Annotated in this window: 19 protein-coding genes; 6 read left to right on the top strand and 13 right to left on the bottom strand. The window is 31.4% G+C overall.

Annotation, left to right across the window (positions count from 1 at the left end; all coding sequences use genetic code 11):
- The first annotated feature begins 3 nt into the window (after nt 1–3).
- Nucleotides 4–333, top strand: a complete 330-nt coding sequence (locus ABD771_RS09195; protein WP_345093805.1) for a cytochrome c — start codon at nt 4–6, stop codon at nt 331–333.
- 141 nt (nt 334–474) lie between these two features.
- On the opposite strand, the gene ABD771_RS09190 is transcribed toward ABD771_RS09195, so the two are convergent.
- Nucleotides 475–1,332, bottom strand: coding sequence for an alpha/beta fold hydrolase (locus ABD771_RS09190; protein ID WP_345093803.1), 858 nt, complete (start codon nt 1,330–1,332; stop codon nt 475–477).
- Nucleotides 1,333–1,464: 132 nt separating this feature from the next.
- Between ABD771_RS09190 and ABD771_RS09185 the strand changes: the two genes are divergently transcribed.
- A complete protein-coding gene (locus tag ABD771_RS09185; protein ID WP_345093801.1) occupies nt 1,465–1,800 on the top strand; it encodes a tRNA-binding protein in 336 nt (111 codons plus the stop codon).
- Here ABD771_RS09185 and ABD771_RS09180 read toward each other — a convergent pair.
- From ABD771_RS09180 to ABD771_RS09165, 4 genes are all read right to left on the bottom strand, one after another.
- On the bottom strand, nt 1,797–2,012 hold the full coding sequence (locus tag ABD771_RS09180) for a hypothetical protein (protein WP_345093799.1): 216 nt from the start codon (nt 2,010–2,012) through the stop codon (nt 1,797–1,799). The genes ABD771_RS09185 and ABD771_RS09180 overlap by 4 nt on opposite strands.
- 12 nt (nt 2,013–2,024) lie before the next feature.
- Complete coding sequence (locus tag ABD771_RS09175) at nt 2,025–2,816, bottom strand: WG repeat-containing protein (protein WP_345093797.1); 792 nt, start codon at nt 2,814–2,816, stop codon at nt 2,025–2,027.
- Between the two features lie 67 nt (nt 2,817–2,883).
- Nucleotides 2,884–3,264, bottom strand: coding sequence for a PUR family DNA/RNA-binding protein (locus tag ABD771_RS09170; protein WP_298302381.1), 381 nt, complete (start codon nt 3,262–3,264; stop codon nt 2,884–2,886).
- A gap of 68 nt (nt 3,265–3,332) precedes the next feature.
- Nucleotides 3,333–5,090, bottom strand: coding sequence for an ABC transporter ATP-binding protein (locus tag ABD771_RS09165; RefSeq protein ID WP_345093795.1), 1,758 nt, complete (start codon nt 5,088–5,090; stop codon nt 3,333–3,335).
- Nucleotides 5,091–5,283: 193 nt separating this feature from the next.
- Here ABD771_RS09165 and ABD771_RS09160 point away from each other — a divergent pair, with 193 nt between their 5' ends.
- The 3 genes from ABD771_RS09160 to yajC all read left to right on the top strand — a co-directional run bounded on the left by ABD771_RS09160 (nt 5,284) and on the right by yajC (nt 7,717).
- Nucleotides 5,284–6,387: a Glu/Leu/Phe/Val family dehydrogenase gene (locus ABD771_RS09160; RefSeq protein WP_345093793.1), complete on the top strand. Its 1,104-nt coding sequence runs from the start codon at nt 5,284–5,286 to the stop codon at nt 6,385–6,387.
- An 84-nt stretch (nt 6,388–6,471) separates the two neighbouring features.
- On the top strand, nt 6,472–7,413 hold the full coding sequence (nusB, locus tag ABD771_RS09155; protein WP_345093791.1) for a transcription antitermination factor NusB: 942 nt from the start codon (nt 6,472–6,474) through the stop codon (nt 7,411–7,413).
- 31 nt (nt 7,414–7,444) lie between these two features.
- Nucleotides 7,445–7,717: a preprotein translocase subunit YajC gene (gene yajC / locus ABD771_RS09150; RefSeq protein ID WP_345093789.1), complete on the top strand. Its 273-nt coding sequence runs from the start codon at nt 7,445–7,447 to the stop codon at nt 7,715–7,717.
- A gap of 67 nt (nt 7,718–7,784) precedes the next feature.
- Here yajC and ABD771_RS09145 read toward each other — a convergent pair whose 3' ends face one another.
- The 7 genes from ABD771_RS09145 to ABD771_RS09115 all read right to left on the bottom strand — a co-directional run bounded on the left by ABD771_RS09145 (nt 7,785) and on the right by ABD771_RS09115 (nt 15,363).
- Nucleotides 7,785–8,360: a YdeI/OmpD-associated family protein gene (locus ABD771_RS09145; RefSeq protein WP_345093786.1), complete on the bottom strand. Its 576-nt coding sequence runs from the start codon at nt 8,358–8,360 to the stop codon at nt 7,785–7,787.
- Between the two features lie 32 nt (nt 8,361–8,392).
- On the bottom strand, nt 8,393–9,646 hold the full coding sequence (gene pepT / locus ABD771_RS09140; protein ID WP_345093784.1) for a peptidase T: 1,254 nt from the start codon (nt 9,644–9,646) through the stop codon (nt 8,393–8,395).
- Between the two features lie 6 nt (nt 9,647–9,652).
- Entirely contained in the window at nt 9,653–9,994 is a 342-nt protein-coding gene (locus tag ABD771_RS09135; RefSeq protein ID WP_345093782.1) for a hypothetical protein, read from the bottom strand.
- Nucleotides 9,995–10,069: 75 nt separating this feature from the next.
- Nucleotides 10,070–13,420: a preprotein translocase subunit SecA gene (gene secA / locus ABD771_RS09130; protein WP_345093780.1), complete on the bottom strand. Its 3,351-nt coding sequence runs from the start codon at nt 13,418–13,420 to the stop codon at nt 10,070–10,072.
- Between the two features lie 106 nt (nt 13,421–13,526).
- Nucleotides 13,527–13,748: a DUF2795 domain-containing protein gene (locus ABD771_RS09125; RefSeq protein WP_022828503.1), complete on the bottom strand. Its 222-nt coding sequence runs from the start codon at nt 13,746–13,748 to the stop codon at nt 13,527–13,529.
- 120 nt (nt 13,749–13,868) lie between these two features.
- Nucleotides 13,869–14,438, bottom strand: a complete 570-nt coding sequence (locus ABD771_RS09120; RefSeq protein ID WP_345093778.1) for a cob(I)yrinic acid a,c-diamide adenosyltransferase — start codon at nt 14,436–14,438, stop codon at nt 13,869–13,871.
- Between the two features lie 226 nt (nt 14,439–14,664).
- The gene (locus ABD771_RS09115) at nt 14,665–15,363 is read right to left on the bottom strand and encodes an ABC transporter ATP-binding protein (protein WP_345093776.1); all 699 of its coding nucleotides are present in this window, start codon (nt 15,361–15,363) and stop codon (nt 14,665–14,667) included.
- A 157-nt stretch (nt 15,364–15,520) separates the two neighbouring features.
- Here ABD771_RS09115 and ABD771_RS09110 point away from each other — a divergent pair, with 157 nt between their 5' ends.
- A complete protein-coding gene (locus tag ABD771_RS09110; RefSeq protein WP_345093774.1) occupies nt 15,521–16,198 on the top strand; it encodes a hypothetical protein in 678 nt (225 codons plus the stop codon).
- Nucleotides 16,199–16,256: 58 nt separating this feature from the next.
- Here ABD771_RS09110 and ABD771_RS09105 read toward each other — a convergent pair whose 3' ends face one another.
- The gene (locus ABD771_RS09105; RefSeq protein WP_345093772.1) at nt 16,257–17,036 is read right to left on the bottom strand and encodes an O-methyltransferase; all 780 of its coding nucleotides are present in this window, start codon (nt 17,034–17,036) and stop codon (nt 16,257–16,259) included.
- Between the last annotated feature and the right edge of the window lie 74 nt (nt 17,037–17,110).

Raw genomic sequence — 17,110 nt, 5'->3', positions numbered from 1 at the left:
AATATGAAAACAAAAATTTTAGCGGTTGCACTTTTAGCAATTGTACTTTATTCTTGTGGAGGATCAAAATCTGTTCCACCTCCACCACCTCCACCACCACTAAATATAACATATAAGGTTCCCACAGTTGAAGCGAAGCAAGCAGATAGCGCTTCTGACTTGGCCGAAGGAAAAAGTTTATACGAAAATAATTGTGCAAAATGTCATTCGTTATACAATCCCAAAGACTTTTCTAAAGAGAGTTGGAAGCCAATTCTTCTGGATATGCAAATAAAAGCAGGTATTTCTGATGAGCAAAGAGAGAAAATTTATAATTATGTAATCTCAAATTAAAAAAAATCCGTCAAACGACGGATTTTTTTTGGGATAGTGTTTGACTTATTATCTTTGAATATTATTTTCTTTCAATACATCATAAAATTTACATAGATAATTTTATCATGTATTGAAGATAAATTTTGTTTTCTATCAAATTTAGGAGTTCAAAAATTTAATAAGATCTTTGTTTAACCGATCTCTTTCTGTATAAAAAAGTCCATGTGGTGCATCTTCATAAATAATGAATTCATTATTAAGAATTAACTCACTTGCTTTTTTTGATGAAATTTCTATTGGAACAATGTCATCTTTATCACCATGAATAATTAGAGTTGGGACATTCATCAGTTTCATTTCATCTCGAAAATCGGTTGTTGAAAAGGATTTAGCACATTCTAAAGTTGCATGTGGTGAAGCAACCGAGCATAACATTCTGTAATATTCTAATAATGGTGTACTCAATGGTTTATTTATCAAGGTAACACCAAAAAAAGTTTTTCCAAAGTGATCAATAAAGTCAATTCTATCTTTTTTAATTGTATTAGTTCTTTCTTCGTTTTTTTCAGGAGTTGCACCTTCAGGATTGTCTTCTGTTTTTAATAAAAATGGTGTTATCGATGCAATTAAAACTGCTTTTGAAATATTTTTTCCACCATGACGACTAAAATAACGAACTACTTCACCGCCACCCATTGAAAACCCAACAAGAGTAACATCGGTTAATTCTAATTGGTCAATTATTGCTTTCAAATCATCAGTTAATGAATCATAAGAATAGCCATTCCATGGTTGAGATGATTTTCCAAAACCTCTTCTGTCGTATGTGATTACTCTAAAATTATTTTCTACTAAAGTTTCAACTTGGTATTCCCACATTTCATTTGAAAGTGGCCATCCATGAATTAAAATCACAGGTTTTCCTGATCCATAATCTTTTACATATAATCTAACATTTGGAGTCGTTTGAATGTATTTGTCCGTTGATTGTTCTAAAGTTGTTTGGGAAGTGCTCATTTTTTTCTATTTTTAATTGTTTTTTTCTTTTATAAAATTACAATCATCAATAAAAAAAGTTTTACACAAAAATTTTAAATACTTACAAATTTATTAGATTTGGCAGTGTGCAAATACATTTATTATAGAATTATGGAACCAATTACTTGGAATGATTTTGAAAAAATAGAAATGAGAGTTGGAACAATTCTTGAAGCAAATGATTTTCCCGATGCAAGAAAATCTGCGTATCAATTAACAATTGATTTTGGTGCTGAAATCGGAATTAAAAAATCGTCAGCACAAATTACTACACGTTATTTTAAAGAAGAATTGATTGGAAAACAAATCATAGCAGTTGTGAACTTCCCAAAGAAACAAATTGGAAAATTCATGAGTGAATGTTTAGTTTTAGGTTCTGTAAATGAGGATGAAGTAGTTCTTTTATCATCCGATTTAAAAGTAGAAAACGGTTTGCGAATTGCTTAATTTTGTTTTCTACGTTTATTAGCCATATACATATTAAAAACTGAAAGTAAAATAAATAATACAGGAACAACAAAGTAGAATTTTCGTTCTTCAAAGGAATTGTTTTGTTGAATATGTTGGAAATTTTCATAAATAATATACAACCAAAATAAAATGATTATTAGATTCAAATGAAAAGCATACTTGTTTAAAAAAGCTAGAATTTTTTGCATAGTGTAAGTGTTTTATATTTTATTTCCTTGTTTGTCAATGATAAAAGTTTTTCCGTTTAAAGTTACTGTAGTGGTGCCATTTTTAAAATTTTCTGCCATTTCATAGATAAAAGGAATTGCAATTGTTCCAGATTTGTCAACAAAGCCAATTTTCCCATTTAACAATAAAAGACATAATCCATCCCTAAAAAAGTTGGCTCTTTCATACATACAAGGAATTATTTCTTTAAAATTGATATCAACATAACCCCATTTTTTATCGCGATAAACTCTTGCCAAACCATTATCAAAGCCATCAATTGTATCATAAATTAGAGGAAGTAAAACTTTTCCGTTGACATTAATTATGCCACATTTACCTGATTTTCTTACAATAGCGATACCGTTTTTAAATTGGTCTGCAATGTCATAGATTAAAGGAATAGTTACTTTACCATCGGTATTACAATAACCGTATTTTCCTTTATTTACAACAACTGCTCTTTCATCTTTAAAGTTCCCAACATAATCATATATGAGTGGAATGATTTCTTGTCCAGTTTTTGAAAACGAACCCATTTTATCTCCCAATTTCACCCAGATTTTATCTTCAGAAAAGAAACCCATTTGATCATAAATTGATGGAATAGTTTCTACGCCTGTGCTATCAACTACTCCAAATTTAGAATGATTGGTTACTTTTTTATAACCGTTACTATTATATTGAACTTTTGCTTTATTTAAAACAGTATCTTCCTTTTTAACTGAATTATTTTGTGCAAATGCAGTACAACAAACCAATAAACAAAAGATTAAATGCTTCATAACTTTAAAAAATGGGTAGAAATTAAAAACTCCAAAAATCTTTCAACTTTTGGAGTTTATATTCTATTTAAATATCATCAAAATCAATATCGGTAAAGCTAGTAGTCTTTGGTTCTTCTTCGCCTTCAGTTTTTTCGGTGAAATATTCTTTCTTGAAATCTTTTTGGTGTCTTTCAGAAATTACTTCTTCACCTTTATTGTTTAAAACAAATGATGTCATTTCGTCTAGAATCTCTTTGAAAGCTGTAAAATCTTCTTTATACAAATAAATTTTATGCTTTTTAAAATGAAATGATCCATCTTCTTCTGTAAATTTTTTACTTTCAGTAATGGTGATGTAGTAATCTTCAGCTTTTGTAGCTCTTACATCAAAGAAATAAGTTCTTCTTCCTGCTCTCAATACTTTAGAAAAAATTTCATCTTTTTCTAACATGTCGTGTTCTCTCATATTCGTTCTGTCAATTAGTGTAGTTTTTCTTTTACGAAAATGATAAAAAAAATGTTACGATGCAAGAATTATTCTACTTCTTTTTCAGAAAGTTGTTTGTAATAAAGTTCTTTATAATAGCCTTCTTGGTTTACTAATTGATTATGAGAACCTTGTTGGATGATTTTTCCTTCTTCTAAAATAATAATTATATCAGCATTTTTTGCTGAAGAAACTCTATGACTAACAATTATTGTGGTCTTATCTTTAGAAATTTCCAGTAAATTATTCAAAATTTGCTCTTCGGTTTCTGTGTCAACTGCTGATAGACAATCGTCAAAAAGAAGAATTTCAGGGTTTTTTATAATCGCTCTGGCAATAGAAACACGTTGTTTTTGTCCGCCAGAAAGTGTAATCCCTCTTTCACCAAGAATGGTTTCATATTGCTGATTGAAATTTATAATATTATCATGTACCACAGATTTTCTTGCAGCTTCAAATACTTCTTCGTCAGTAGCATTTTCTTTTCCAAACTTAATATTATTCTTTATAGAATCGGAAAACAAAAAGGCATCTTGCGGAACAATTCCGATACTGTTTCTTAAATCATATAAATTTAGTTCTGCCAAAGGAGTTCCGTCCATCAAAATGGCTCCAACTTTAATATCGTGCATTCTAGTAATTAATGTAAGAATACTCGATTTTCCCGAACCTGTTTTACCTAAAATTGCAAGAGTTTGTCCTTTTGCTACTTTAAATGAAACGTCTTTCAAAGCTTCAATATTGGTATCATCATAAGTAAAACTTACATTTTTAAATTCAATTTCTCCTTTAATTGCAGAATGATTTGGATTGGTATTTTTAATTTCAGGTTCCACTTTCAAGAACTCATTCAATCTTTTTTGAGATGCTTCAGCTTCTTGAACTAACGATGAAACCCAACCAATTGTGGCAACAGGCCAAGTTAGCATGTTTACATATAAAATGAATTCTGCAATTTTTCCGATGCTATCAATTTCTCCATTTATGTACATCATTCCACCAAAATAAATCACAACCAAGTTACTCACTCCAATTAAAGTAACCATCAACGGACCAAAAAAGGATTGAACATTGGCCAAACTCATACTCTTTGATTTGCTTTCTTTTGCTAAATCAATAATGTTGTTTTGATGTTGTTTTTCCAAACCATAAGCTTTTATAACTCTAATTCCTGAAAAAACTTCTTGTGTGTAACTTGAAATTTTAGATAAATATTGCTGAAAAATAGTACTTCGTTTGTTGATTTCAACACTCAATTTGAAAATGATAAACGATAAAATAGGCAAGGGTAGAAGTGTGTATAATGTTAATCTTGGTGAAACATTATACATATATATAATCACAATTGTAAAAGTAATTAACGTATTTATAGTGTACATCACAGCTGGTCCAACATACATTCGCACTTTGGCAACGTCTTCACTAATTCTACTCATCAAATCTCCAGTACGATTTTGTTTGTAAAAGTTCTGATCTAAAACCTCATAATGCTTAAAAACTTCATTTTTTAAATCAAATTCGATATGACGCGACATTACAATTAAAGTTTGACGCATCAAGAAAGTTAAAATCCCTGCAATTATTGTAGTTCCAACAATTAAAAGGATATTTTCTATCAATTGACTTTTAATTATTTCGTTACTTATGTTGTTTTTGTGAAAGTCTTCAATGGCTTTAAATGACTTACTAATCAATTTTGGTGTAAACAATCTAAAGATTTGTGCAACAATTGTGATGACAATACCTAATAAAAATCGGTATTTATATTTGACAAAATATTTATTTAAATATTGTAATTCTTTCATTTTAATTCTTTAATTATTTGTAGAAATACTTCTATAATTGTTAAAATGATAGAAATACTTCATTTTTAAAATATTCAGTAAAAATTAATTTTATTAACAATATGCTAATTAAAACTAAATTTCATGAATTATTTTGAATAAAAAGTTAAATTTGCGATGACTTATTGATAAAGTCGCAACCAAATATATTTTTATGACTACAGAAATCACAACTCCAAAAGAGCTTCAAAAAATGGATCCAGTCTTCGGACAGCTATCATTTGATAATCACGAGCAAATTGTTTTTTGCAACGACAAAGATACAGGATTAAAAGCAATAATTGGTATTCACAATTCAGTTTTAGGTCCAGCTTTAGGTGGAACTAGAATGTGGAATTATGCAAACGAATGGGAAGCATTAAACGATGTTTTACGTCTTTCTCGTGGCATGACTTATAAATCTGCAATTACAGGTTTAGATCTTGGTGGAGGAAAAGCCGTTATTATTGGTGACGCTAAAACTCAAAAAACGCCAGAAATGATGCGTAAATTTGGTGAGTTTGTTCATTCCTTATCAGGAAGATATATCACGGCTGAAGATGTTGGTATGGTTACTGCCGATATGGATACTGTCCGCGATGTAACTCCATACGTTACAGGAATTTCTGAATCTCGTGGTGGATCAGGTAATCCTTCTCCAGTAACCGCTTATGGTGTTTACATGGGAATGAAAGCTGCTGCTAAATATCAATTTGGTTCAGATAAATTAGATGGTAAAAAAATATTAGTTCAAGGAATCGGTCACGTTGGTGAGACTTTAGTTGAGTATTTAACTAAAGAAGGTGCTTTGGTTCAAATTGCCGATATCAATGAAGGAAGACTTGAAGAAGTTAGTAAAAAGTATGGCGCTTCAATTTATTCAGGAAGCGATTTATATACTGCAGATGTTGATATTTATGCACCTTGTGCACTTGGAGCCACTATCAATGACGATACAGTTTACAAGATAAATGCTAAGGTTATTGCTGGAGCAGCAAACAATCAATTGGCAAATGAAAACGTTCACGGACCAATTTTGCAAGAAAGAGGTATTGTTTATGCACCAGATTTCTTAATCAACGCAGGTGGAATTATCAATGTTTATGCAGAAATTGCTCATTACGATAAAGCAGAATCAATGCGTAGAACAGAAAACATCTACAATACAACTTTAGAAATTTTTGATTATGCTAAAGCAAACAATTTGACCCCTCAAAAAGCAGCAATGGCTATTGCAGAACTTAGAATCGAACAAAGAAAAAAAGAAAACGCTAAATAAGTAGCGTTTGAAAAAAATAGTTTTATTTTTGCAAAGCGAAAGAGCATTTTCTTTCGCTTTGTTAATTTTTAAAAGTTCTTATCCGTGTTAAACAGAAGACATATCCGTATAAAAGTGATGCAAGCTATTTATGCTATGCACCAAAGTGGTTCTGACGATCTTGAAAAACAAGAAAAATTTTTGCAAGCTAGTCTAGAAAATATTTTAGATTTATATCTAATTATGTTGTCTTCTTTAGTCGAAATTCGAAAAAAGGAAATAGAATATATCGAAATTGCTCAGAAAAAGCATCTTGCTACACCAGAAGAGCGAAATCCAAACCAACGTTTTGTTAATAATCCTATTCTTGTTGCTTTAGAAGAAAGTAATTCCTTAAGTATTGCTCTTGAAAAAAGAAAAATCAACAACTGGCAAGCAAATGATGATACGATTTTGTTGCTTTTGCAAGATATAAAACAAAGCGATTTGTATCAGAATTACATGGCTAAAAAGGCGGTTACTTTTGATGAAGAGCGTTTTTTTGTGGTAGATATGTTCTCTGAATTGATTGCTCCAAATGAAAAATTATATTCTTACTTAGAGGATTTTAAATTAACTTGGGTAGACGATATTCCTGTTGTAAATACTCAAATTCAAAAACAATTGCGTCATATGTCGGCAGATGCTGATTTGATAAAAGTTCCTGCAATTTATAAAGACGAAGAAGATAAAGATTTTGCCTCAGCATTGTTTAGAAAAACGATATTAAATGAAAGTGAATTAGCAAAAGAGTTTATTGATAAAACGCCAAATTGGGATGTAGAACGAATAGCCGAATTGGATACAATAATTTTGAAAATGGCTATTTGTGAATTTTTGAAATTTCCATCAATTCCTTTGAAAGTTACTATTAATGAATATTTAGAACTTGCAAAAGAATATTCTACACCAAAAAGTAGTCTTTTTATTAATGGAATTTTAGATAATCTTGTAAAAGATTTCCAAAAAAACAATAGAGTTAATAAAGCCGGAAGAGGCTTAATTTAATATTAAACATAACATTTAAAATAAATTTATCATGAATTACACATTAATTATTCAATTAGCACTTATGTTTGGTGTTTTATATCTTTTTATGATTTTGCCACAGCAAAAGAAAGCAAAAAAAGAAAAAGAATTTGAGAGTGGTTTAAAAGTAGGTGACAAAATTATCACTAAATCAGGAATGCATTGTAAAATTTCTGAAATTGCTGAAACTACAATTGTTGTTGAAACAATGTCAGGAAAATTAAAAATGGAAAAATCGGCAATCTCTCTTGAAATGAGTGCTGCTTTGAATAAGAAAGCATAAGTTTAGATTCCAATATTAAAAAATCCCAAATTTCAAATGATGAAGTTTGGGATTTTTTTTGACCATTTTATCTGTATTTATTATTCAAACCAGTGTTATTTAGAATCATTGGTTTGATTTTTTCAAATCTTGCAAGTTTAGTTTTTTCTTGCTTTGCGGTTTCAATATATTCAAGAAACTCATTCTGTTTTGAAGATGTAAATTTTTCAAAAGCGTTTGCAAGTTCTTTGTCTGCGTCTAATTCAGTATCTAAAAAATCACAAACTATTCTTGACTTCTTAGCAGGTTTAATCGATTTTCCTTCTTTTTCATTTGTAATAGCTTCTTTGATGTAAGCTAAAATTTGCTTTTCGTTGATTTCCTCTTTAGAAGTAAATCGCCACTGACGAAGTGCTTTGGTCACGCCTTCATTTGCATTAACTAAAACATTTAGTTCGTCTTTTAGAAATACGCCATTAAAAAACCAAATGGTAAAAAAGTTTTTGAATCCACCAATTCCGATAACGTTTTTATTATTTACAATATAAACAATTCCGCCCCATTTTGTGGTTTCAATAAGTTCAGTTTTGTTGATTATAGATTTTAGAATCTCTAGTTCTTCTTCCCATAAATCATTACTATTCCAACTTTTTTTATCCTCCATTTTTTGATAATCTTATTTCAGAAATAAAAGAATTATTTCTCTGGAAAATCTGTTTTAGCTGTTAGTTCAGCAATTTTTACAATTACATCAACGGCTTTTTGCATACTTTCTACTGGAACATATTCATATTTTCCATGAAAATTATGCCCACCAGCAAATATATTCGGACATGGTAATCCCATATAAGATAATCTTGATCCGTCAGTTCCACCGCGAATTGGTTTTATTAATGGTATGATTCCTAATTGCTTCATAGCTTCTTCGGCTAAATCTACAATGAACATCATTGGTTCAACCTTTTCGCGCATGTTGTAGTATTGGTCTTTAACTTCTGCGATACAAATATCTTCGCCAAATTGTTGAGCGAATTTTTTATTAATTTCTTCAGCAATTTCTAAAACTTTATTTTTTCTTTCTTGAAATAAATTGGCGTCATGATCACGAATGATTAGTTCAACCACACTTTCTTCAATACTTCCTGAAAGACCTACAACATGGTAGAATCCTTCATAATCTACTGTTTCTTGAGGAATTTCATTCTTTGGTAATTGGTTTATAAAATCATTTGCAATAAGCATTGAATTTATCATTTTACCTTTAGCATAACCAGGATGTACACTTTTCCCTTTGAATTTGATTTTTGCTCCAGCGGCATTAAAGTTTTCATACTCTAATTCACCAATTTGACTTCCGTCCATAGTGTAAGCCCATTTTGCACCAAATTTCTCTACATCAAAAATATCAGCGCCACGACCAATTTCTTCATCAGGTGTAAATCCAACTCTTATTTTTCCATGCTTAATTTCAGGATGTTGCACTAAATATTCCATAGCGGTAACAATTTCTGTTAATCCAGCTTTGTCGTCAGCTCCCAAAAGTGTTAATCCGTTTGTTGTAATTAAAGTTTGACCTTTATACAATAATAAATCTTTAAAATAACTTGGAGAAAGAATGATATTTTGCTCTTTATTTAGAACAATATCGCCACCATCGTAATTTTCAATAATTTGTGGTTTTACATTTTTACCAGTAAAATCTGGAGATGTATCATAATGCGAAACAAATCCAATTGTTGGAACTTCATGGTCAACATTGCTAGGTAATGTTCCCATAACGTAGCCATTTTCATCAATTGTAACTTCGGTTAATCCAATAGTATTTAACTCTTTAACTAATAAATTGGCAAGATCTAATTGTTTTTTAGTACTTGGTGTTGTTGGAGAATTTGCATCCGATTCGGTATCGATAATGACATAGCTTATAAAGCGGTCGATGATATTTTGCATGTTTTTTTATAAAATATTTGTATTACTTAATCCTTTGAATAATCTAAATAAACCATAAATAATAGCTCCGTAGGTTATAACACCTACTCCTGAAAAGGTAATTGCTATTCCAACTACAAGCCATATGGCACCATAGATTATATCTTTGTTGGCTGCTGCTCTTTCTGCATCCATTAATTTGTCTTCGCCATCAGCAATTAGTTTTTTTGCTTCTTCTTCGTCGATTCCTTTTTCTAATAAAGTAGCAATAATTAATCGTTTAGGTTGTTCAGCAATAAGGCTAGAAATAACATACTCTTGAACGCTTTTTGGGTTTTCTTGATCGGATAATGTTTTGTTTTCAAACATATAATTATTTTTTTCAAATATAAAAAAATCCTCAACTGCTTTCACAATTGAGGATTGTATTTTGAGCAAATTTACTTATTCGTTAACTATAACCCATTCACCACTTGCAATCATGCTTTCAGCTTTTTTATATTTCAAGCTTTCTGTTTTTCCACTCATAACGTGTTTGATAGTAATAGTATCGTTTCTGTTAATCTTAGGTTGATCACGAACGATAGTCTCTGTTACTTGACGTTGTTGTGTTTGTCCGGCTTCACGGTTTTGTTCTGCTAGGGTGTCGCTATTTGGGATTTCATCTTTAGATTCAATGTAATCTTGCTTACGTTTTACTTCTCTTGCTTCTTGTATATTATTGTTTTGCTGTGGTAAATCACCTTTAAACAAGAACGAAATAACTTCTTTATTTACGCCATCTAACATGGTTCTAAATAAATTAAAAGCTTCTAATTTATAAATCAGTAATGGATCTTTTTGTTCGTGAACGGCTAATTGAACTGATTGTTTCAATTCATCCATTTTACGTAAATGTTTTTTCCAAGCTTCATCAACAATTGCTAGTGTGATATTCTTCTCAAAATCAGCAATTAATTGTGTTCCATGAGATTCGTATGCTTTTTTCAAATCGGTAACAACATTTAATGATTTGATACCATCTGTAAAAGGAACTATAATTCTCTCAAATGTGTTTCCTTCTTGCTCATAAACATTAGCAATGATAGGGAATGCTTCTCTTGCACTTCTTTCTGTTTTTTCAGTGTAATATTGCATTGCAGCTTTATAAACTTTACCAGTCAATTCCATTTCTGATAATTTTGCAAAATCACCTTCTGATACTGGTGAAGTTATCGAGAAATAACGAATTAATTCGAATTCAAAGTTTTTAAAATCATTACTTGCTTTATTATCACCAACGATTACTTCGCAAGTATCATACATCATGTTGGCAATATCTAGTTTCAAACGTTCTCCATGTAAAGCATGACGACGACGTTTGTAAACTACTTCTCTTTGTGCATTCATAACGTCATCATATTCTAACAAACGTTTACGAGTACCAAAGTTATTTTCTTCTACTTTTTTCTGAGCTCTTTCGATAGATTTAGTCATCATAGAATGTTGAATCACTTCACCTTCTTTCAATCCCATTCTATCCATAACTTTTGCAACTCTATCGGAACCAAATAAACGCATTAAGTTATCTTCAAGAGAAACATAAAATTGAGAACTTCCTGGATCTCCTTGACGACCAGCACGACCACGCAACTGACGGTCAACACGACGTGAATCATGACGCTCAGTTCCAATAATTGCTAAACCACCAGCAGCTTTTACTTCAGGAGTTAATTTAATATCGGTTCCACGACCAGCCATATTGGTTGCAATGGTTACTACTCCAGGTTTTCCAGCTTCAGCAACAATTTCTGCTTCACTTTTGTGCATTTTGGCATTCAATACGTTGTGAGCAACACCACGCATTTTCAACATTCTACTCAATAATTCTGAAATTTCAACCGATGTTGTTCCAATTAATACAGGTCTTCCTGATGCAGATAATTGAGTTACATCTTCAATAACAGCATTAAATTTTTCACGAACAGAACGATAGATTAAATCTTCTTTATCATTTCTAGAAATCCCTCTGTTGGTTGGAATTTCAACTACGTCTAATTTGTAAATTTCCCAAAGCTCACCAGCTTCTGTAACTGCAGTTCCTGTCATACCAGCTAATTTGCTGTACATACGGAAGTAGTTTTGAAGTGTAATTGTAGCAAATGTTTGCGTTGCAGCTTCAATGGTTACTTGTTCTTTTGCTTCAATAGCTTGGTGTAATCCGTCTGAATAACGACGACCATCCATAATACGACCAGTTTGCTCATCAACTATAAGAATTTTGTTATCCATTATAACATATTCTACATCTTTTTCAAAAAGAGTGTAAGCTTTTAGTAATTGCGTAAGTGTATGAATACGTTCAGATTTGATTCCGAAGTCTTGAAATAATTTTTCTTTTGCTTCAGCTTCTTTATCTTTCTCTAGATTTTGTTTTTCAATAGCTGCAATTTCAGTTCCAATATCTGGAAGTACGAAAAAGCTTTCATCAGTATCTTGTGATAGGAATTTGATTCCATTATCAGTCAATTCTACCTGATTGTTTTTTTCTTCAATTACAAAATATAATGCTTCGTCAACAATTGGCATTTTGCGGTTGTTGTCTTGCATGTATTCATTTTCAGTTTTTTGTAAAAGTGCTTTTACACCTTCTTCACTCAAAAATTTAATAAGTGCTTTGTTTTTTGGAAGCGAACGATAAGCTCTCAACAACTGAAAACCACCATCTTTAGTATTTCCTTCTTTAATCAATTTTCTTGCTTCTGCTAAAAATCCATTAGCAAGTTGACGTTGAAGATTGAATAAATTTTCAATTTTTGGTTTCAATTCGTTAAATTCATGACGATCACCATCAGGAACTGGACCAGAAATAATTAAAGGAGTTCTTGCATCATCAATCAATACAGAGTCAACCTCGTCGACAATGGCATAATTGTGTTTTCTTTGAACCAAATCTTCTGGCGAATGTGCCATGTTATCTCTAAGGTAATCAAAACCAAATTCATTGTTTGTACCATAAGTAATATCAGCTTCATAAGCTTTTCTTCTTGCATCAGAATTTGGCGAATGGTTGTCGATACAATCAACTGTTATTCCGTGGAATTCAAATAAAGGTGCTTTCCAAGTACTATCACGTTTTGCTAAGTAGTCATTTACAGTTACTAAATGAACTCCATTTCCAGTTAACGCATTCAAGTAAAGTGGAAGAGTAGCCACCAATGTTTTTCCTTCTCCTGTTTGCATTTCTGCAATTTTCCCTTGATGTAAAACGATACCACCAATCAACTGAACGTCATAGTGAATCATATCCCAAGTGATTTCTTTTCCTGCAGCATTCCATTGGTTTGCCCAATTTGTTTGATCGCCAACAAGAGTAATGTATGGTTTTGTAGCAGAAAGTTCTCTGTCTTTTTCTGTTGAAGTAACTGTAATTGTAGTATTTTCTTTGAAACGTCTTGCAGTTTCTTTAACAACTGCAAAAGCTTCAGGAAGAATTTCCATTAATACTTTTTCTGAAATTTCGTAAGCTTCTTTTTCTAGAGCATCAATAGCATTATAGATATCTTCTCTTAAATCGATGTCTGATGTGTTTTCAGCATCTGCTTTTTTTGCAGCAATTTCAGCATCTTGTTTTGCACGAGCTAACTTAATTTTTTCTTTGAATTCGGCAGTTTTTGCTCTTAACTCATCGTGAGATAAAGCCATTAATGCTGGTTCAAGTGCTTTAATTTTAGCAATATAAGGTTGTGTAGCTTTTACATCTTTTTCAGATTTATCACCTACGAAAATTTTAAGTATATTATTAATGAAACTCATAATGGGTTTGTATTTGTTTTTTTATTATCCCTAATTTGGGTGTGCAAATTTAAACAAAAAAAAAGCCCCAAAGGAGACTTTTTTCTGTTGTGTTAGTTTATTTTTTTTAATATTCGTCCTCGTTCCAAAGATAATCTTCGTCAGTTGGATAATCTGGCCAAATTTCTTCCATTGATTCATATATTTCGCCTTCATCTTCAATAGACTGAAGGTTTTCAACTACCTCAAGCGGAGCACCAGCTCTAATTGCGTAGTCTATAAGTTCATCTTTGGTTGCAGGCCACGGTGCATCACTTAAATAAGATGCTAATTCTAATGTCCAATACATCTGCTTTCGATTTTATAATTTATGCAAAAATAAATTTTTAACTGAAATAGTCAAGTAAAAATTGATTTATTTTATAATTAAAGTTAAGAACGTTTGTTTTTGTTGGTTTTAGAAAGCAAATTACTTTCTAGGTATCCACTGAACTTCGTCAGCTTTTAGGTCAAAGGACAACTTTCGTGCCAAGACAAAAAGATAGTCAGAAAGTCGGTTTAGGTATTTAATTACTAGTTCATCTGTTGGTTCTATGTCATTTAAATGCACTGCTAAACGTTCGGCACGACGGCATACACAGCGTGCTATATGACAATATGACACCGTTGTATGACCACCAGGAAGTACAAAATGTGTCATTTGTGGTAAACTATTTTCCATTGCATCAATTTCTTTTTCTAAATAGTCAATGTCAGTTTCTAAAATCCCTAGATTTTGTAAACGTTTTTCACCATTTTTTAGTGTTTCTTTTTCTGGTGGTGTTGCTAATATTGCTCCAACAGTAAAAAGTCGATCTTGAACTTCAATTAATACATCTTTGTAGTGCGAATTTATTTCTTGGTCGCGAATTAATCCAATGTGTGAATTTAATTCGTCAACAGTTCCATAACTTTCAATTCTGATGTGGTGTTTTGGAACTCGTGTACCGCCAAAAAGTGCTGTTGTTCCGGTGTCGCCAGTTTTTGTATATACTTTCATTTTAGACTTTTAGATTTTTAGATTTTTTGACTGTCAGATTTATGTCTTTGTCAAAAAAATCAAAATTGTTTTTCAAAGGTAACAAAAATTAATATGGATTGCCAACTAGCCCTGATGGGAATGGCGTCTCGTCTTTTGGGACGAGACAGAATGGACAGCAGGAATAAGGATTACAGATAAAGCCCAAGCGATTCGCTCCTAAATCCATTAAAACTAAAAGAAAGATTTATAAATGACCTTCGTTTAATTTATCGCTTTCGATAATTCCGTCACGTAATCGGATGATTCTGTGAGCATATTTGGCAATGTCTTCTTCGTGAGTTACAAGAATTACAGTGTTTCCTGATGCGTGAATGTCTCCAAAAAGTTTCATGATTTCCACCGATGTTTTACTATCAAGGTTTCCTGTTGGTTCATCGGCAAGGATGATTGAAGGTTTGTTAACCAAAGCTCTTGCTACTGCAACACGCTGACGTTGACCTCCAGAAAGTTGATTAGGTTGGTGATCCATTCTATCTTCTAATCCAACTTGGGTAAGTACTTCTGTAGCTCTTTTATTTCTTTCAGATTTCGGATAGCCTGCATAAATCATTGGTAAAGCAACATTATCTAAAGCGGTTGTTCTTGGCAAAAGATTAAAAGTTTGAAAAACAAAACCAATTTCTTTGTTACGAACTTCTGCCAAATCATCATCGTGCATTTGAGAAACATCTTTTCCGTTAAGAATGTAGGTTCCAGAGGTTGGTGTGTCTAAACATCCTAAAATATTCATCAATGTTGATTTTCCTGAACCAGAAGGTCCCATTAAAGCAACATACTCACCTTTATTGATTTGCAAATCAATTCCTTTCAATACATAAATTGTTTCGTTTCCGAGGATGAAATCTCTTTTGATGTCTGAGATTTTTATAAGAGTGTTTGACATGATAATTTGGACTAATAAATGATTAGTAGTTTAAAACTGTATAAAGTTACAAATTCAAAACTAAAAAATGACATTTATATAAGTTTAACATTTAATTATATAACATTACAAATAGATGTTGGAAGTAGTTTTACATAAATATTAAAACTTATAAATTATGAAAAAAAGTATGTTAAAATTTGGAATCCTTTCGATGGTTCTAATAGGAATGGTTTCTTGTCAAAATAAGGAAAAAGAGGCTGCAGATAAAAGAATCAGTGAACTTGAAAGCTATGTAGATTCATTGAAAATGGCTGACACAGATGAAATGATGGCAAATTGGGATCAAATTGCTACTGATTTTGATAGAAAAAGTGCTGATGCAAATGAATCTTTAGTTGCACTTGATGAAGCTACAAAAACTGCATCTCAAGAAAAAATTAATGCAACTGTTGCAAAATATGATGAGTTGAAAGTTAGTATGGAAACAAAAAAAGCAGCAACAATTTCGGCTAAACCAAATCCAAGTCAGCTTTTAAGAGATAGACTTTTTGGTGCTGGAAAAATTGGTGACGATATGAGTTTTGCATGGGTTAATAAAGATAATATCTTGAAAACATATGAAACTTTTTTCCAATCTTACAAAGACAATAAAGAAGATTTTTCAAGAGAAGATTATGATGAAATTAAACTAATGTATGAAGCATTAGATAACAGAAAAAATACAGTTGAAAAAGAAGGATTAACATCTGACGATAATAGCTCAATAGCTTCAATAAAATTGAAATTTGGACCAATGTTTAAATTAAACAGAATGGGTGCAAAAAGTAGAGAAACATCAGAAGCTAAAGAATAGAGGTTTTTGTTTATTATTAATTCAGGAAAATGGCAATCAGTGATGGTTGCCATTTTTTTTATACTCTAATTACAAAATGTTCTTTCTCTTGTTCGGTTCTAAAAAATACAATTCCCCATTGAAAGATGTCAATAGTTATGGTAACTTTTGGATGGTTTTTAATAATTTCCCAAGCATCTTCCATGTCTTTACTCCAATGAATATCGTCGAAAATCCAAACAGAATCGTTGGTAGTTGTTGGAAGTAATAGTTCAAAATACTCTAAAGTAGCTTTTTTTGAGTGATTGCCATCGAAGTATATCAGTTGGCAGTGTTCAGTGTTCAGTTGGCAGTTACTTAGATAGTCTTCAAATTTTGTGTTTATAAATTCAATGTTATTTAGATTTTGCAATTGACATTGATTTTTTGCAATTGACAATGTATTGGGACAACCTTCTAAAGTAATGACTTTGGCATTTATACTTCCTAAAGATAGGGCAGAAGTTGCTAATCCTAAAGAAGTTCCAATTTCAAGAATACTTTCTGGTTGAAAATAATTTACAATTCTAAATAAAAGTTCCGCTCTTTTTGGAGAAATTCCGGCGGTTTTGGCAATTTGGTTTATAGCTCTTGTATTGCTTTTAAAAACTCTTGAGCCAGCACCAAAATCGGTTACTTCGAAAGTGTTTTTATTTTGTAAAAGTGAATTCCTGTAGTTTTTTAAAATAGAATATTCAGGATGTTTTTTCTTGTCATAAAAACATTTGGTAACCAAATTATACACAAATGGTGAATGCACTCCATGTTGATTTTTGGAGTTCCAAAGGAAATTCAGATATGATTTTATAATTTGTAACATTATTTAGTGTTCAGTGTTCGGTGTTCAGTATTCAGTGCGTAACTGCCAACTGAACACTGAGCACTGAATACTTT

Origin of the sequence: Flavobacterium chungnamense, assembly GCF_039539165.1 — a bacterium.
Taxonomy (GTDB): domain Bacteria; phylum Bacteroidota; class Bacteroidia; order Flavobacteriales; family Flavobacteriaceae; genus Flavobacterium; species Flavobacterium chungnamense.
Note: the sequence above shows the minus strand (reverse complement) of the source record. Positions and strands in the feature narration are given on the sequence as shown.

Bases quoted from the DNA above. Each gene is read 5' to 3' on its own strand.
- ABD771_RS09190 (WP_345093803.1), bottom strand. From the start codon at position 1,332: ATGAGCACTTCCCAAACAACTTTAGAACAATCAACGGACAAATACATT.
- ABD771_RS09115 (WP_345093776.1), bottom strand. From the start codon at position 15,363: ATGTCAAACACTCTTATAAAAATCTCAGACATCAAAAGAGATTTCATC.
- ABD771_RS09185 (WP_345093801.1), top strand. From the start codon at position 1,465: ATGGAACCAATTACTTGGAATGATTTTGAAAAAATAGAAATGAGAGTT.
- ABD771_RS09165 (WP_345093795.1), bottom strand. From the start codon at position 5,090: ATGAAAGAATTACAATATTTAAATAAATATTTTGTCAAATATAAATAC.
- ABD771_RS09125 (WP_022828503.1), bottom strand. From the start codon at position 13,748: ATGTATTGGACATTAGAATTAGCATCTTATTTAAGTGATGCACCGTGG.
- yajC (WP_345093789.1), top strand. From the start codon at position 7,445: ATGAATTACACATTAATTATTCAATTAGCACTTATGTTTGGTGTTTTA.
- pepT (WP_345093784.1), bottom strand. From the start codon at position 9,646: ATGCAAAATATCATCGACCGCTTTATAAGCTATGTCATTATCGATACC.
- ABD771_RS09175 (WP_345093797.1), bottom strand. From the start codon at position 2,816: ATGAAGCATTTAATCTTTTGTTTATTGGTTTGTTGTACTGCATTTGCA.
- ABD771_RS09120 (WP_345093778.1), bottom strand. From the start codon at position 14,438: ATGAAAGTATATACAAAAACTGGCGACACCGGAACAACAGCACTTTTT.
- ABD771_RS09170 (WP_298302381.1), bottom strand. From the start codon at position 3,264: ATGAGAGAACACGACATGTTAGAAAAAGATGAAATTTTTTCTAAAGTA.
- secA (WP_345093780.1), bottom strand. From the start codon at position 13,420: ATGAGTTTCATTAATAATATACTTAAAATTTTCGTAGGTGATAAATCT.
- ABD771_RS09145 (WP_345093786.1), bottom strand. From the start codon at position 8,360: ATGGAGGATAAAAAAAGTTGGAATAGTAATGATTTATGGGAAGAAGAA.
- ABD771_RS09110 (WP_345093774.1), top strand. From the start codon at position 15,521: ATGAAAAAAAGTATGTTAAAATTTGGAATCCTTTCGATGGTTCTAATA.
- ABD771_RS09105 (WP_345093772.1), bottom strand. From the start codon at position 17,036: ATGTTACAAATTATAAAATCATATCTGAATTTCCTTTGGAACTCCAAA.
- ABD771_RS09160 (WP_345093793.1), top strand. From the start codon at position 5,284: ATGACTACAGAAATCACAACTCCAAAAGAGCTTCAAAAAATGGATCCA.
- ABD771_RS09195 (WP_345093805.1), top strand. From the start codon at position 4: ATGAAAACAAAAATTTTAGCGGTTGCACTTTTAGCAATTGTACTTTAT.
- ABD771_RS09135 (WP_345093782.1), bottom strand. From the start codon at position 9,994: ATGTTTGAAAACAAAACATTATCCGATCAAGAAAACCCAAAAAGCGTT.
- ABD771_RS09180 (WP_345093799.1), bottom strand. From the start codon at position 2,012: ATGCAAAAAATTCTAGCTTTTTTAAACAAGTATGCTTTTCATTTGAAT.